The sequence below is a fragment of the Streptomyces marokkonensis genome (genome assembly GCF_008312835.1).
GTDB lineage: Bacteria > Actinomycetota > Actinomycetes > Streptomycetales > Streptomycetaceae > Streptomyces > Streptomyces marokkonensis_A.
This window is the reverse complement of the sequence record NZ_VSKS01000002.1, coordinates 243,941-258,521: the sequence shown is the minus strand read 5'-3', so window position 1 is coordinate 258,521 and position 14,581 is coordinate 243,941. Positions and strand designations below refer to the sequence as shown.

Annotated in this window: 13 protein-coding genes; 3 read left to right on the top strand and 10 right to left on the bottom strand. The window is 74.0% G+C overall.

Going from position 1 to position 14,581, the window contains the following annotated elements; translation table 11 throughout:
* Positions 1–62: 62 nt before the first annotated feature.
* The 4 genes from F1615_RS03950 to F1615_RS03935 form a co-directional block, all read right to left on the bottom strand.
* Positions 63–1,220: a DUF4190 domain-containing protein gene (locus F1615_RS03950; RefSeq protein WP_425385620.1), complete on the bottom strand. Its 1,158-nt coding sequence runs from the start codon at positions 1,218–1,220 to the stop codon at positions 63–65.
* Positions 1,221–1,312: 92 nt separating this feature from the next.
* On the bottom strand, positions 1,313–2,887 hold the full coding sequence (locus F1615_RS03945; RefSeq protein ID WP_149547449.1) for a S8 family peptidase: 1,575 nt from the start codon (positions 2,885–2,887) through the stop codon (positions 1,313–1,315).
* A gap of 260 nt (positions 2,888–3,147) precedes the next feature.
* Positions 3,148–4,428 carry a hypothetical protein gene (locus F1615_RS03940; RefSeq protein WP_149547448.1) on the bottom strand — a complete coding sequence of 427 codons (1,281 nt, stop codon included), beginning with the start codon at positions 4,426–4,428 and terminating at the stop codon, positions 3,148–3,150.
* Positions 4,425–5,633: a HesA/MoeB/ThiF family protein gene (locus F1615_RS03935; protein WP_208818240.1), complete on the bottom strand. Its 1,209-nt coding sequence runs from the start codon at positions 5,631–5,633 to the stop codon at positions 4,425–4,427. The genes F1615_RS03940 and F1615_RS03935 overlap by 4 nt, the downstream gene beginning before the upstream one ends.
* Before the next feature lie 219 nt (positions 5,634–5,852).
* Between F1615_RS03935 and F1615_RS03930 the strand changes: the two genes are divergently transcribed.
* The 3 genes from F1615_RS03930 to F1615_RS03920 all read left to right on the top strand — a co-directional run bounded on the left by F1615_RS03930 (position 5,853) and on the right by F1615_RS03920 (position 8,643).
* Positions 5,853–7,157: a M14 family zinc carboxypeptidase gene (locus F1615_RS03930; protein ID WP_149547447.1), complete on the top strand. Its 1,305-nt coding sequence runs from the start codon at positions 5,853–5,855 to the stop codon at positions 7,155–7,157.
* 76 nt (positions 7,158–7,233) lie between these two features.
* Positions 7,234–8,016, top strand: a complete 783-nt coding sequence (locus F1615_RS03925) for a DUF899 family protein (RefSeq protein ID WP_149547446.1) — start codon at positions 7,234–7,236, stop codon at positions 8,014–8,016.
* Positions 8,017–8,145: 129 nt separating this feature from the next.
* The gene (locus tag F1615_RS03920) at positions 8,146–8,643 is read left to right on the top strand and encodes a MarR family winged helix-turn-helix transcriptional regulator (protein WP_149547445.1); all 498 of its coding nucleotides are present in this window, start codon (positions 8,146–8,148) and stop codon (positions 8,641–8,643) included.
* A 10-nt stretch (positions 8,644–8,653) separates the two neighbouring features.
* Here F1615_RS03920 and F1615_RS03915 read toward each other — a convergent pair whose 3' ends face one another.
* From F1615_RS03915 to F1615_RS03890, 6 genes are read right to left on the bottom strand one after another with little or no spacing between them, the layout of a single operon-like run.
* Entirely contained in the window at positions 8,654–9,865 is a 1,212-nt protein-coding gene (locus F1615_RS03915; protein WP_149547444.1) for a PP2C family protein-serine/threonine phosphatase, read from the bottom strand.
* A gap of 29 nt (positions 9,866–9,894) precedes the next feature.
* Complete coding sequence (locus F1615_RS03910) at positions 9,895–11,700, bottom strand: PP2C family protein-serine/threonine phosphatase (protein ID WP_149547443.1); 1,806 nt, start codon at positions 11,698–11,700, stop codon at positions 9,895–9,897.
* A complete protein-coding gene (locus F1615_RS03905; RefSeq protein ID WP_149547442.1) occupies positions 11,697–12,749 on the bottom strand; it encodes a SpoIIE family protein phosphatase in 1,053 nt (350 codons plus the stop codon). The genes F1615_RS03910 and F1615_RS03905 overlap by 4 nt, the downstream gene beginning before the upstream one ends.
* Positions 12,749–13,195, bottom strand: coding sequence for an anti-sigma regulatory factor (locus tag F1615_RS03900; protein WP_149547441.1), 447 nt, complete (start codon positions 13,193–13,195; stop codon positions 12,749–12,751). Before F1615_RS03900 ends, F1615_RS03905 begins: the two co-directional genes overlap by 1 nt.
* Complete coding sequence (locus F1615_RS03895; protein WP_149547440.1) at positions 13,192–13,602, bottom strand: STAS domain-containing protein; 411 nt, start codon at positions 13,600–13,602, stop codon at positions 13,192–13,194. Before F1615_RS03895 ends, F1615_RS03900 begins: the two co-directional genes overlap by 4 nt.
* Positions 13,599–14,483 (bottom strand): STAS domain-containing protein, encoded by an 885-nt coding sequence (locus tag F1615_RS03890; protein ID WP_149547751.1) that lies wholly within the window; start codon positions 14,481–14,483, stop codon positions 13,599–13,601. The genes F1615_RS03895 and F1615_RS03890 overlap by 4 nt, the downstream gene beginning before the upstream one ends.
* Positions 14,484–14,581 lie beyond the last annotated feature (98 nt).

Below are 14,581 nucleotides of genomic sequence, written 5' to 3'. Positions count from 1 at the left end.
ATGTGATGACATCTGCCGGGTGAGGGCTTTACGCAGGCACTTTCTCCCCGCTATGGCGGCCGTCACACCTTCATGTCACCGCTTTCCGGCTCGCGCTCCGCCTCGTCGTCGTACGAGGGCGGGGTGGTGGCCAGGCCCAGAGCCTTGCGTGCGGTGACCGACCTGTGGGGATCGATCAGCTCCCGGCCCTTCTCCTCGTGCCCGTAGTAGGCGCCCACGTCGGCTGCGTCGGCCGCCCTGGCCCATTCCTGGCGCGCCTTCTCCAGACCGTCGGCCAGGTCGGCCACCGGCTGCCTGGCACCGGCCGGCCACTCGTGGGCGCGCAGCAGCCTCGTCTGCTCGGCGAGGGCCTCCTCGACCCGTCCGGCCCACTCCTTGTCGTCGCTCAGGTCCTCGTCGGGGTACTCCGCCCCGGGCGCGTCGCGCAGCGCGGTGTCGAGCACCCGGGCCGCCTTCAGATAGGCCAGCTGGTGCGCGTCCAGCGTGGCCGGGTCCCGGCGCAGCGACCCGGTGAGAGTGGCCTGCGCGTCCCGGTTGCCGAGGACGCAGGTGATCTCGCGGTCACCGAAGTCCCAGCTCTCCCGGGACGGGGTGAGGTAGTAGACGTCCACGTGGCCGGGCAGCGCCCAGGTGTCCATGACGTAGGCGTCCTGGAGCGCGTAGCACCGTTCGTCGGCCGTGTCGGTGAGGCGGGCGTCGCCCGGGAAGGCGCCGTCGGGCACGGTGACGACGGCGAAGACCTCCCCGTCGTGCTCCCGCGCGCAGGGCACCCGGTCGGCGTCCGTGGCCCAGCCCTCGAGACCGCCGGGCGAGTTGAAGCAGTCGCCCTTGCGCAGGCCGAGGACGCTGTCGCCGCGCGTACCGTCCTTGACGCCCTGCCAGACGTCGGCCGCGACCCCGGTGGCGAGCGCCACCGTCCACAGCGCGAGCCCGAGTGACGACAGCACGGATCCGGCGATCGCCATCCCCCGCCCGCGCTCCCCCCGCCGCTTGATCTGCCTCAGGGCGACCAGCCCCAGCACCAGCCCGATGGCCGGCAGGAAGCACAGCACGCCGAGGACCAGGGCGGCGATGGCGACACCGTTGACGACGGCGGGCGGCCGGGGCCCGTCGGGCCCGTACAGCCCGTACGGCGCGAAACCGGGCCGGCCGCCGTAGGGGAACTGCGGCGGCGGGGGGCCGTCCTGGTGCGGGGGCCCGTGGGGCGGAGGTATGGACACGAGGCGCATCGTAGGCGCGGGGTGACGGGCCTCGCCCCCGGGGATCCTTCCCCGGGGGCGAGGGTGTGCCCGTCAGCAGGACGCCGGCCGCGTCAGAACTGCAGGGCCCAGCCGTTGAGCCGGCCGGTGTCGTACCGGGCGTTGTCGCTCACGCGCAGCTTCCAGGTGCCGTTCGCCGGCTCCGCGGAGGCGTTCACGGTGTAGGTGGTGTTGATGTTGTCGGCGCTGCCGCCGGTGCCGTACGACTTCAGCGTGTACGCCGTGCCGTCGGGGGCGATCAGCTGGACCTGGAGGTCGCCGATGTAGGTGTGGGTGATGTCGACCTCGACGGCCAGGTCCGAGGGCGCGTTGCCGGAGACGCCGGAGACGGTGACCGGGGACTCGACGGTGCTGTTGTCGGCGATGGCGTAGTCGGCGGTGTTCTCGAAGCGGTCACCGGGCGGGGTGGTGTCCCCCTCGCCCACGTACAGCAGGCGGTTGGGCGATCCGCTGCCCGGGTTGCCGACGACGCCGGTGGTGGCGGCGGAGGTCAGCGCGGAGGAGACCTGGGCGGGGGTGGCCGAGGGGTTGTCGGCCAGGTGGAGGGCGGCGGCGCCGGCGACGTGCGGGCTCGCCATGGACGTGCCGGAGATGGTGTTGGTGGCCGTGTCGCCGCTGTTCCATGCGGAGGTGATGGAGGAGCCCGGCGCGAAGAGGTCCAGGACGGAGCCGTAGTTGGAGTAGCTGGCGCGGGCGTCGGAGGAGGTGGTGGCGCCGACGGTGATCGCCTCGGTCACCCGGGCCGGGGACTTGGTGGAGGCGTTGGTGGACTCGTTGCCGGCCGCGACGACGAAGGTGACGCCGGAGGCGACGGCGTTGCGGACGGCCGTGTCGAGGGCGGTGTCCGCGCCGCCGCCGAGGGACATGTTGGCGACGGCCGGCTTGACCGCGTTCCGCGCCACCCAGTCGATGCCGGCGACGACCTGCGCGGTGGTGCCGGAGCCGGAGTTGTTCAGCACCCGGACGCCGACGACCTTCGCCTTCTTCGCCACGCCGTAGGAGCCGCCCGCGACCGTGCCGGCGACGTGCGTGCCGTGGCCGTGGCCGTCCTGGGCGGTGTTGTCGTTGTCGATGGCGTCGTAGCCGTAGGAGGCCCGGCCGCCGAAGTCGCTGTGGGTGATGCGGACGCCGGTGTCGATGACGTACGCCGTCACGCCCTGCCCGGCCGAATCCGGGTAGGTGTAGGAGCTGTTGAGCGGGAGGCTGCGCTGGTCGATCCGGTCCAGGCCCCAGGAGGGCGGGCTGGGCTGGGTGCCGGTGACGTGGAAGGTGCGGTTCTGGACCACGGAGGCGACGGCCGGGTCGGCGGCGAGACGCTTCGCCTCGGCCTCGGAGGCCTCGACCTCGTAGCCGTTGAGGGCCTTGGTGTAGGTGCGCTCGATGTCGGCGCCGTACTTCGCGGCCAGGGCGCGGCCCTCGGCGGAGCCGGAGCGGGCCTCGTCGGCCTTCAGGGTCACGATGTAACTGCCGGCGACGGCGTTCGCGGCGCCCGCGTACTGGATGCGGCCTTCAGGAGCGGCCGGGGCCGCGCCCGCGGGGAGAGCGGAGACGAGGCCCGCGACGAGGGCCGCGGTGGTCGCGGCTCCGAGGGTGGCCAGTCTTCGCCGGGGGTGACGCATCACTGCCATGTGAGGGTTCCTCCTCAGTCGGTGGTGCGTGTGCTGTGGGGGGTGGTGCGGTCGACGCACGGGCTGCGCGTGTGGCGCAGCGAACCGGCCACTGACAGGATCATGTCAATACCGATGGCCAAGTCCGCGCTTCAGCCGAAAGATTGAGGGTTCCACAGGATTTGCACAAGGGCCCTGCACGACGTAATGGGCCAGGCCCGTGACGGTAACGGCCCCGTGGGTGGACCGCGGCGCGGCGCCCGGCACGCGACGCGCCCGGCTCACGGCGCGTCACGCCGCAGCCGGCCGCGGTCGCTCCCGCCGGCCCGGCGTGACCGGCGGTCGCGCCACTTGGTGACCAGCCACAGGACGTTGACCCCGCCCAGGGTGACCAGCACCGCCACCGAGTCGGCGTTGCGCGCGGCACCGTGCTCGGGCCCCAGTCCCCGTACGGCTCGGACCAGCAGGGCGATGTCGAGGGGGAGGGTGACGGCGGCCATGAACGTCAGACAGGCCGCCGTCCCGGTCACGAGGACGGCGCTGTAGAGGCGGACGGCCCGGCGCTCGTGCGGGGGCAGCCGGGTGCTCGGGTCACCGGCCCCGGCGGTCTTCGCGGGAGCGCCGGGGCGCAGGGCCGCCACCGCCCGCCGGAACCGGTAGCGGGCGTAGGCGAGTCCGTCGCCGTACAGGTCCCGGCAGCCGGTGAGGTCCTGGAGGACGAAGTACACGTCCGTGCGCGTGAACACCATCAGCTGGAAGGGCAGCGGCAGCAGCGGCAGCAGCAGGGCGGCGGCCGTCAGCCGGTGGGCCGTCGTGCCGGTGTCCGTCACGGCGAGGACCAGGACCAGGGCGGAGGCGACGGACAGGTTGAGGGCGATGCCCGCCAGGTAGGCCGTCAGCCGGTGGCGGCGGGGCGCGAGTTCGATGCCACTGATGTCGGTCTGCATGACGAGGAACTGCAACCGGGTGCCCAGCCGCATCCTCCCCGGCACGCCGGCGGCGCGGGCGGTGACCAGGTGGGCCAGTTCATGGGCCAGCAGCAGCGTCCACCCGGCCGCCGCCCCGCTCAGCAGGACCAGGCTGCCGTGCGGGCTCCACAGCAGGTCGCGGTAGCCGGGGATCAGGCCGGGACGGCGGACGAGGGTGACGACGGCGGCCGTCAGCAGGACCGCGACGAGCACGGGAAGCGCCGGGTGCAGGGCGAACCGGACGTGGCGCGGGCGCAGCCACGGCAGTGAGGCGGGCGGCGGTTCGGGCTCCGGTACCGGACGGTCCCCGATCCGTGCGACGAACCCCAGGGCGGTCAGGTCCCGGACGAAGTCCGCGATCGCGAACTCCTCACCGGTCTCGGTGCGCAGTTCCTCCTCCGTCCGGGCCACGCTCATGCCCCGGCCCAGGAGTTCCACCGCGCGTGCCCCGGCGGCCGGGAGGGCGACGAAGGTCCGGGTCGCCATGCGGCCCACGATCCACTCGTCCCGGTCCCGGCGCACCGCGAGGTCGTGCAGCTGGACGCGGGTCGACGGATCGATGCGGGAAGGGTCCTCGGCCGCGGTGTCCGTCACGAGGCGTTCCCGGAGAACGGGTTCACCGCCGGTTCCGTCCGGCAGGCGGGGCAGTCGGGGCGCCGCTGGGAACGCTGCATGACCGGGTCGCCGGGAACCATGAGGTTGAGGCCGAACCGGCAGCCGGGTTCGATCGGCGGGATGCCGCACAGCAGCGTGATCGCGGCATGGGCGAGCAGGCTGCCGGACAGGCCCGCCGTCACGGCGTTGACCGGATTCCACGGCATGCGGGGCGAGGCGGCGTCCTCGTCCTGGCCGGGCGCGAGCCGCAGATCGCGTCGTTCGATCTCGGCGCTGCGCAGGCACTCCCAGCACGCTCCGCGGCCGGGCGCGAAGACCCCGACGCTCACCAGGGGACCGCGATAGCCCGCTTCGGCCCAGGGCGTGCCGGAGGCCAGACATACCTGGTTGGCCCATCTGCGGATCACGGCCGGGCGGTCGGCGGCGAGGAGCAGCACGTCGTACGCGGCCGGCCGGTCAGGGGAGTCGCCAAGGCCGTCGGGCGCGCCGGCCAGCAGGTCCCCGAGGTCCGCCGGACCGCGTACCTCGCGGCGCTCGCCGGTCACCGCCGTGTCGGAGTTCAGGGCCCGTAACGCGGTCAGCGCCGCGTCGATCTTGGGCGTACCCAGGTCGTCCTCGCGGAAGAGCGTCTGCCGGTTCAGGTTGGACAGCTCGACGACATCCGGTTCGACGCAGTGCAGCCGTCCCACTCCGGAGGCCACCAGGTCCCGTGCGGCGGCGCCGCCGGTACCGCCGACGCCGACCAGCAGGACCCGGGCCCGCCGCAGCCGGAGCTGCGGCTCCCAGGCGCTCTCCCTCGGCCGGAGGTCCATCCAGCGCAGCAGGGTCATGCCCCTGCCGTAGCGCTCGCGTTCCCGCTCGGACAGCTCCGCGGGCGTCGCGGCACCGGCGTCCTCCACGTACCCGGCCGCGGCCAGGTCCGTCATCGCCTGCACGATGTCCGCGGCCGGCAGCCGAAGTCCCGGGTGGCGCCGGGACACCTCGTCGACGACGCCCTCGGCGCCGCGCGTGCCGTCCATGGCCTCGACCAGGGTCCACACCCAGCCGTCGGGATCCCTGACCTCGGCACCGATGCCGTGGACGACGCTGCCGATCCTGATGTGGCCGTCCACGGTCCGGTAGGCCCGGTGCTCCGGCTTGATCCGGGGCCGCCGCATCGAGCGGACCGTTGTGTGCACCGTCATCTTCACGCCAATCTCGACAGTCCCAACTCTCCCGACAACAACGGAGATTGAGACACTGACCCGATAAGCGAACGCTGGCAAGTGCACATCGGCTCCTCGCGCACCCAGCCATCACGGGAGGTAACGGCATGTCGAACAAGATCGAGATCCGTCCGCTGGACAAGAAGGAGACCACCGGCGACAGCGGTGGCAACGGCGGCTCCTGACCGGACGCGCACGATGGACCGCTACCTCACGGTCGCGGACGTCTCCGAGTCGGCGCGGCGGCTGGTCTCCCGGTTCCCGGGGACCTGCCGACTGCGCCGGGTCGGCGCGTCCCGCGAGGGCCGCCCGATCGAGATGCTGTCCGTGGGGCACGGGCCGCACCACGTCCTGGTGGTCGCCCGGCCGCACCCCGACGAGCCGGTCGGCGGCGTGACCGCGCTCGCGCTGGCGGAGCGGGTGGCGGGCGGCGGACGGCCGGCCGCGGCGACCGACCCGGCGCTCGTCACCTGGGACATCGTCCTGTGTCTCGACCCGGACGGCGCGGCTCTCAGCGAGGGCGTCGAGGAGGCGACGGCCGGCCCCGGCCACACCCTGGGGAACTACTACCGCAGCGCCTTCCGCCCGGTCGCGGCGGAACAGCCGGAGTGGGCACCGATCGTGCCGCGGCACCTCCCGGAGAGCCAGGCCCTCTTCGACGTGATCGACGGACTGCGCCCCTTCATCCAGTGCTCCCTGCACAGCGTCGAAGCGGGCGGCAGCTGGACCCAGCTGACCCGGGACCTCCCCGGACTCGCCGTCCCCTTCCGGACGTCAGCCGCGGAACTCTCCATCCCCGTCCAGCACGGCACGTTCGACGCCCTGTACTGGGAGAACCCCGGCCCCGGCATCCACGTCCTGCCCCCGCCGGAGAGCACCGGCCGTCTCGCGGCCGGGTCCGAGAACATCGGCCTGTCCACCTGGTGCGCGCCCCAGCGCTACGGCGGTGTCACGGCGATCGTCGAAGTGCCCATGTGGGCCAGCGACATGGCCGGCGACCTGTCCCCGCACCCGGAGGCCGCGCACGTCCTGCGTGATCTGTCCCGGCTGGTGAGGGACGGCGGGGAACAGGTGACCGCGATCTTCGACAAGGCGCGCGGATTCCTGCCCCCGGCCGAGGCCAGCGCGCCCGTACGGGTCCTGGAGTGGATGGCGGACGACCTCTACGACCTGGTCGCCGACTCCTGGGCACCCCTCGCCCGCCAGGCCGCCGACGCTCCGCACCGGCTGACCACGTCCCAGGTCTGCGCCCTGGACGTGGTGGCCCGCCGCCAGCCGCTCCGCGCGGCCGGCCTGCTGCTGCGGCTCCTGGCGGCATCGGACGACGCCGCCGCCCCGGGACTCCACCGCGAGCTGGACGCCCTGTTCACCACGTGGTGCGAGGACTTCGAGAAGTCCCTGCGCCTGCGCTGGGTCCCCGTGCACCACCAGGTGCGGCACCAGTCACGCACGGTCGTGGCCGCGGCGGAGAGCGCGCTGACGTCCGAGCGCGCATCGCGATGAGTTCCGGCCGTGCCGCGGGTCTTCACTGGTGACCGCCGTACGACGCCGTGCGGCACGAGACACACGGGAGACCCTCATGACGACCCCGCCGAAAGACCCGGCCACCGCGCCGCCCGGTCGGCCCCCCGTCGTCGACCTGGCCACCTGGCAGGCGGCCCGGGACGAACTGCTGGTCCGCGAGAAGGCCCACACCCACGAGGGCGACGCCGTCGCCGCCGCCCGCCGCCGGCTGCCGATGGTGGAGTTCGACGGAACGGTCGAGGTCGTCGGGCCCGACGGCCGCGTCCCGTTCCTGGACCTGTTCCAGGGCCGCGACGAGCTCGTGGTCTACAAGCACATGTGGTACGACGGCGCGCCGCACCAGGGCCAGTGCGAGGGCTGCACCACCACGGCCTGGCACCTCAAGGACGCCGTCTACCTCAACGCCCGCGGCGTGTCGTTCGCCTTCCTCACCACCGGCCGCTGGGACGAGGTGGCCTCCTACGTGGCGTTCATGGGCTACACCCAGCCCTGGTACTCGGTGCGCGGCGTGGAGGGGCCGGCCGGCGGGCCCATGGGCTACCTCACCTGCTACCTCCGCGACGGCGACCGCACGTTCCTCACCTACTCCACCACGGGCCGCGGCACCGAACGGGTCAACGGATCCGCCGGCCTCCTCGACATGACGCCGTACGGCCGTGGTGAGGCCTGGGAGGACCACCCCGAGGGCCGCCCCGAGGGGCGCGAGCCGTGCTGGTTCTGGCGCTCGGACGCCGACGGCGCCCCCACCTGGGGCCCGACCAGCCGCCCCGTACCCCAGTGGACCCGCCCCGGCGCCACGCCCGTCGACACCCTCGGCCGCCACGGCCCCCACCACTGACACGCGCCCACGCCGTCGCACGGCACCCGGCCGGGCCCGGGAACCGGCTTGCACCGCGCGTCTTCGGGTACAGCGAGGGGATGAGGATTATCTCCGCAGCATCCGAAACATGACGGAAGCGATGTTTTGGTGACCCGTCTCGACGGCCCCGGTGACGACCGCAATGAGGGACCGGGCGACGCCCCGGACGCCGTCGCGCTGGACATCGCCGACGCTGTGGAGAGTCTGACGAACCTGTGGTCGACGGCCGCTCAGCGGGCAGCCCTGCGCCTGTCCACGCACCAGTTGCGGGCGCTGCTGGTCCTGGAGGCGGCCACGGATCTGAACCTGACCGCGCTCGCCGAGCGGCTGGGCATAGGCCTGCCCACGGCCAGTCGCCTCTGCGACCGGCTGGAGGCGGCGGGGATGCTGGAGCGTTCGCTGCATCCGGAGAGGCGCCGGGAGGTCCGGCTGAGCCTGACCGCGCAGGGACGCCGCGTACTGGACGACGTCGCGGCCCGGCGGGCGAGGGCCCTGGCGGCCGTGCTGGCGGGGATGGAACCGGCGGAGCGGTCGGCGCTGCGCCGCGCCATGAAGGCGTTCCTCGCCGCCCGGAGCGGTGAGCCGCGCCCCCCGGAGGCACCGTGACCGGGCGGGTTCACCCCGCCCCTGGTCCGCCCCCCGCCGCGGTGCCGGCCCTGCCGGTCCAGTCGAGGCACAGGACGGCGGCGTCGGTGGTGAGGTCCGTGCTGCCCGTGTGCTCCATCAGCCCGGCGACGACCGCGCGGGCCGTCTCGTGCGGCGAGGTCCGCCGCGTCGCGCTCAGGACCTGGCGCAGGGCCTGTTCCCCGAAGAGGTCTCCGGCCGCCGAGCTGGTGCCGTGCACCCCGGAGCTGATGCCGACCAGGCGGTCTCCGGGCTCCACCCGGAAGGTCTGCTCCTCGTACGGCGTCTCCTCGAACATCCCCAGAGGGAGCTGTGCGGTCAGCTCGATCCGTTCGATCCCGGCGCCGCGCAGCCGGTAGATCTGGGGTGAGCCCGCGTCGACGGCGCTCACGGTTCCCGTGTCCAGGTCGAAGCGCAGCAGCAGCGTCGAGGCGTACGCCTTGCCGCCGTACTGTGCGTAGACGGCCTGGTCCGCGAGCGCGGCCTGGTCGGCGAGGCCGATGCCGGCCCGGCGGGCGTTGCGCAGGGCGCTGACGGTGAGGCTGGTGAGCAGGGAGGCGTCGATGCCCTGGCCCATGCCGTCGGTGAGGGTGACGGTGAGGTGGTCCGCGCCGGTGGACCAGTCGAAGTTGTCGCCGCCGATCGCGTAGGCGGGTTCCAGGTGGGCTCCGATGGTGTACTCGGGGCGGGCGCAGCCGCGCCCCGGCAGGAGCTGCCACTGCATCTCGGCCGCGAGGGTGAGGCGGCGGGTGCGGCGGGCCTGCAGGTAGAGGTCGGTGTCCCGGCCGGCCGTGGCGACCTCGTGCCCGAGTGCGGTGGCGAACTCACCGAGCCTGAGCACGGTGGCCGGATCCGCGGAGTCGGCGGGGACACGGACGGAGAGGACGCCCAGCCGGTCGCCCCGGACCGTGATGGGCAGGTGGATCAGCTCGGTGGCCGGGTCGGCGGTGATCTCGACCACCGGCTTCTGGGAGGTGAACGCGGTGCCGGCCGGACCGTCGTGGGCGGAGACCGGCTCTCCCGTGTGCGGCAGGTGCGTGACCGGCTGGAGGACCGTGAGGCCGTAGTCGGCCAGGAAGAGGGTGACCTCCCGGGCGCCGAAACCCTCGGTCAGCAGCGCCTCGGCGGTGGCGTGCAGGGCATGGGGCGGCACCGCCCGCAGGCGGCTCTCCACGGACGACTGCCGTCCAGACACATTCACCATATCCGCCCTCTCCCCTTGGAATCTCCACGCTATCGCGGTGCCGGGCCTTCACCGAAGGCGCGGGCAGGACGCGGCACCCCGGTGGGCCGGCCCAGGCGCTCGCCGTGCGCGGGCTGGGGCACCGTTTCCGGCGGGGTGCTGTGGCAGAGCAGGAGACAGACGTCGTCGTCACGCTCGGACGCGCGGACGAGGGGCTCGACCAGCGACTCGGCACACCGGTCCAGGTCCTCCAGGGCGGGCTCGTCCAGCGCGGCCAGGGTCCGCCCGAGCAGCTCGATGCCGGTGTCGATGCCCTGGGAGCGTCGCTCCACCAGGCCGTCGGTGTAGAGCACCAGGGTCGAGCCCGGTTCGAGACCGGTCGTGCGGTCCCGGTACGTGAAGGGGATCGGGACGCCGAGCATGACCCCGGGTTTGCTGCCCAGCACCCGCACGGCGCCCCTGGGAGCCCGGACGACCGCCGGCGGGTGGCCGGCGGAGGCCCACGTCACCCGGTGTTCCCCCGGCCTGAGGCGCGCGATCATCGCGGTGGCGTACAGGTCGGGCTCCTGGTGGCGCAGCATGCGGTGCAGACGCGTGAGGATCTCGGCGGGGCCGGCCCCGTCGACGGCGTACGCGCGGAGCGCGGTGCGCAACTGGCCCATGACCACGGCGGCGTGCAGCCCGTGCCCGGTGACGTCTCCGATGACCGTCAGAAGGCTGCCGTCGGGCTGGAAGAAGGCGTCGTACCAGTCGCCGCCGATGTTGAGTCCCCGGGTGGCGGGCAGGTAGCGGGCGGCCAGGCGCAGGCCGTCGGCGGTGGGCAGGTCGGTGAGCTGGGCACGCTGGAGTGTCTCGGCGGTGTCCCGGTGCTGTTCGTAGCGGAGGGCGTTCTCCAGGGCGATGGCGATCCGGCGGGCCAGTTCGACCAGCATCACGCCGGTGTCCGCGTCGAAGCGGTGGCCGGGTGCCGTGAGGGTCAGCACGCCGAGGGTCCGGCGCACCGTGAGGGGGATGCACAGCACGGGCCGGCCGGGGGAGAGCGCGGAAGGCGGGAGGTCCTCGGTGCCGGGCAGTCCGCCGGGGTGACGTCCGGCGTGCTGGGGACGGCCGGTGCGGGCGGCCGTGACCGCCGCGGCGGAGCGGGCACCGCCGGAGGCCGCCCGGTTCTCGCCGAAGAGCCATACGTCGACCTGGCTCGCGTACCGCGGGACGAGCTGGTCGGACAGGCAGAGCAGGATGTCCTCGTGGTCGAGGGACGCCGTCACGGCCGCGCTGGCGTCGGTGAGGAAGGTCAGCAGCCGCCGGGCCTTCTCCGCCTCACCGCGCGTGGCCCGTTCGGCGTCGAGCAGGTCGCGCTGGACGAGGGCGGCGGCGTCCAGCTCGGCGTGCAGGGCCAGCACGCCCTGGTCGGTCCGGTGCAGTTCCTCGCGGTGGAGGCGGAAGAGTTCCTCCACCTCGTCGAGTCTCCTCAGGACGGCCGCCGTCTCCTCGTCGGCGGCCAGGACGGCGTCGGTCGACGCGGGGTCGTCCGGGTCCGCCGGGTGGGCGAGGCTCCGGGGCACGGGGCCGGGGCAGGAGACGGCGAACCGCGACGGGGAGGTCCGTCCACCCGGCGGGAGGGGCCGCACCACCGCCTGTACCCGCGCGGCCCCGTCCGGACCGGGCGCTTCGACGGTGAGCGTGAGTTCCGCGCCGTCACCGTCGAGGCACTGGCGCAGCCGCTGCGTGAGTGCCGTGAGGAAGCGTGCCCGTTCGACCCCGGGGGCTCCCTGCGCGGCCGTGAGGCGCGCGGCGGCGCTCCGGGCACGGGCGGCGTCGGACGCCGTGGCGATCTTCCGGACATCGGGCGGGATCATGACACCGGTCCCGCACGTGCGCGGGCGAGGACGGCCACCGCGGTGTCGTCGCGCGGAGGGCGGGCCGAGCTGCCGGCGTCCAGCGGTATGGTCGCGGCGACCACCGCCGGATCGTGGGTGGGGAGTCCGGGGCCGTCGGGCGGCGTCCACCGGGCTGGCAGCCCGTCACTGTGCAGGACGAGCACGTTGTCCGGTCCCCACGGCAGGCGCCGTACGGGCACGGTCGCGGGGAACCGGGCGCCGACGATGCCGGGGTGGAGGATCAGGGGCTCCCACGAGGTGCCGGTGTGCGGGACGGCGCCGATGGTGCCGACTCCGGCGAAAGCGAGTTCCGCGCGGTCGGTGTCGAGCTGGGCCACGGCGACGGCGGCGCCACGGGTGGGGCGCAGGGCCGGGTGCATGTGGCGCAGGATGTCGGCGGGTGGCAGATGCGCGGAGCGGCGCAGTTCGTCGGCCGCGGTACCGGACGCGTGGGCGGCCCCCACTCCGTGGCCGAGGCCGTCGGCCGGCATCAGGGTCGGGCGCGGGCCCGAACGTGCCAGGCGCCAGGCGTCGCCCGAGTGCTCGGCGTGGGCGAGCGGGACGTTGATTCCTCCCGCGCGTGGCCCCGGCGGGGCCGTCACCCGGCTGATGCCGGGATCCGGGTCGGTGCGGGCCACCGCGACGGTACCGCGGTGGCTGCCGAACAGGTCGAACGCGCTCGATGTCCGCCGGCAGGTACCCAGGCCGGCGCCGAGCGACGCGTCGCTGGTGGTGTGACCGTCGCGCGTGGCCGCGGTGACGTCGTGGATGCCCGGGCCGTGGTCGAGGGACGCGTGCTGCACCGCCGGCACGGGTTCGCCCTCTCCGGGACGCTCGACGACGTCGATGACGATGCTGCCGCCGCCCGCGTGCTTGAACAGGTTGGCCGCCGGCTCCGTGGCGACCAGGGCGGCGACCGCCGTGCGGTGCGGACCGAGGCGGGCGTGGCCGCCGGCCGCCTCGGCCGCCACGCGGACATCCCGTACACGGGTGGAGTCGTGCACCGGAATGTCCCAGAAGCGTGTCATCACTCCCCCGAACGGGCCGCGGGTACGTCGGCGGTCCAGGCGACGACGGTGACGGTGGTGCCCCGGCCCGGCTCGGTGTCGAGCGCGAATTCGTGCACGAGGCGCCGGGCACCGCCGAGGCCGAGCCCCAGGCCGCCGCCGCTGGTGTATCCGTCGGTCATGGCCAGCTCGACGTCGCGGATCCCGGGACCGCTGTCGACGAAGGACAGCCGCAGCCCCCGGGCCGTGCCCCGCACCACCGGAGTGATCTCCACGTGGCCGCCACCGCCGTGCACCAGGGCGTTGCGGGCCAGTTCGCTGGCCGCGGTGACCAGCTTGGTCTGCTGCACCAGGCCGAAGCCGAGCCCGGCGGCGGCCTGGCGGATCTGCTGCCGCACCCATGCCAGGTCCGCGTCCGAGCCGACCGGCAGGCTCGTCGCGACAGGGGGATCGGAGGCCGGCGTCACGTCCCCCTCCCCCGTCCGTCCGAGGCGGCCGGCCGGTTCCCCGTCAGCAGGTCCATCCCCTGCTCGACGTCGAGTGCGGTGGTCAGCCCGGGCAGGGTGAGGCCCAGCTCGGCCAGCGTGATCGCCACGGCGGGCCGCATGCCGACCACGACGGTGCGGGCCGCCGGCAGACGGGCGTTCGCCGCGATCTCCGCGAGGACCCGTCCCAGGAACGAGTCCACGACGTCCACGCCGGAGATGTCGATGGCCACGCCGATCGCCCCGCTGCGGGCGATGCGGTGGGTGACGTCCTGCTGGAGCCGCTCGGCCGTCCCGTCGTGCGGCTCCCCCTGGAGGGTGACGAGCAGTGTCTCCCCCAGCGCCAGGACCGGCACCGCGGCCGCGCGGCTCGGGTGGGGGGAGCTCACGGGGTACCCGCGCGCGGGGAGACCTCGATGCCCTGCTGGGAGAGGGCGTAGGCCAGGGCGTCCGCCAGGGACGCGCGGGTGAGGACGGAGCCCAGGTCGATGCCGAGGTGCACGATGGTCTGGGCGATGGCCGGGCGGATGCCGGAGACGATGCACTCGGCCCCCATCAGCCGCGCGGCGGCGACCGTCTTCATCAGGTGCTGCGCGACGAGGGAGTCGACGGTGGACACACCGGTGATGTCCAGGATGGCGTAGCGGGCGCTCCGGTCGACGATGCTCTCCAGCAGGGACTCCATGACGACCTGGCTGCGGGCGCTGTCCAGCGTGCCGATCAGCGGCACCGCGACGACGCCCTCCCACAGGCTGATGACCGGGGTGGCCACCTCGAGCAGTTGCTCCCGCTGCCGCGCGATGAGCTCCTCGCCCGAGCTGAGCGCCGTCTGCATCACCACCACGCGCAGCGTGCCCATCAGGACGGTCAGCGCCAGCATGCCCTCGGCCGCCTCCGGGGCGGACGCGTCGGCGGACTCGGCCCGCAGCAGCTCGGCGGCCGGCGCCCGCAGGGCGGCCACCTCGTCCGCGATCTGCGCGGGGCTGGATCCGGTGCGGGTCCGGGACCCGGACATGCGCCCGAGCTGATCGCGCACCCGGTCGAAGCCGGGGGCCGCGATGTCCTCCAGCCTCCCGGTCGACGCCACTTCGGACAGGGCGTCCACGACGGCCTTGCAGGCCTCCACCGCCTCGTCGCGGGACACGGTGAACACGGCGCGGAAGAGCGGGGCGTCGGCCCAGCGCTGAGCGATCTGCTCCCGGCGGCGCTCCAGGAAGGCTCCCAGCCCACGCGCCGCCGACTCGACCGCCTCTTGCTCCGACACCCTCACCGTCTCCTCCCCGCGGGGCCGCCGACCGGCCACGTCCATGAGGCAATTATTGCCACATGGCAAACGTTAGCGCCGACAGTGTGCGGCGAACAACACGG

What these genes read in the sequence shown, in the direction of transcription:
- F1615_RS03925 (WP_149547446.1), top strand. Translation starts at nt 7,234, where the DNA reads ATGACGACCCCGCCGAAAGACCCGGCCACCGCGCCGCCCGGTCGGCCC.
- F1615_RS03915 (WP_149547444.1), bottom strand. Translation starts at nt 9,865, where the DNA reads ATGGTGAATGTGTCTGGACGGCAGTCGTCCGTGGAGAGCCGCCTGCGG.
- F1615_RS03910 (WP_149547443.1), bottom strand. Translation starts at nt 11,700, where the DNA reads ATGATCCCGCCCGATGTCCGGAAGATCGCCACGGCGTCCGACGCCGCC.
- F1615_RS03945 (WP_149547449.1), bottom strand. Translation starts at nt 2,887, where the DNA reads ATGGCAGTGATGCGTCACCCCCGGCGAAGACTGGCCACCCTCGGAGCC.
- F1615_RS03930 (WP_149547447.1), top strand. Translation starts at nt 5,853, where the DNA reads ATGGACCGCTACCTCACGGTCGCGGACGTCTCCGAGTCGGCGCGGCGG.
- F1615_RS03935 (WP_208818240.1), bottom strand. Translation starts at nt 5,633, where the DNA reads ATGACGGTGCACACAACGGTCCGCTCGATGCGGCGGCCCCGGATCAAG.
- F1615_RS03905 (WP_149547442.1), bottom strand. Translation starts at nt 12,749, where the DNA reads ATGACACGCTTCTGGGACATTCCGGTGCACGACTCCACCCGTGTACGG.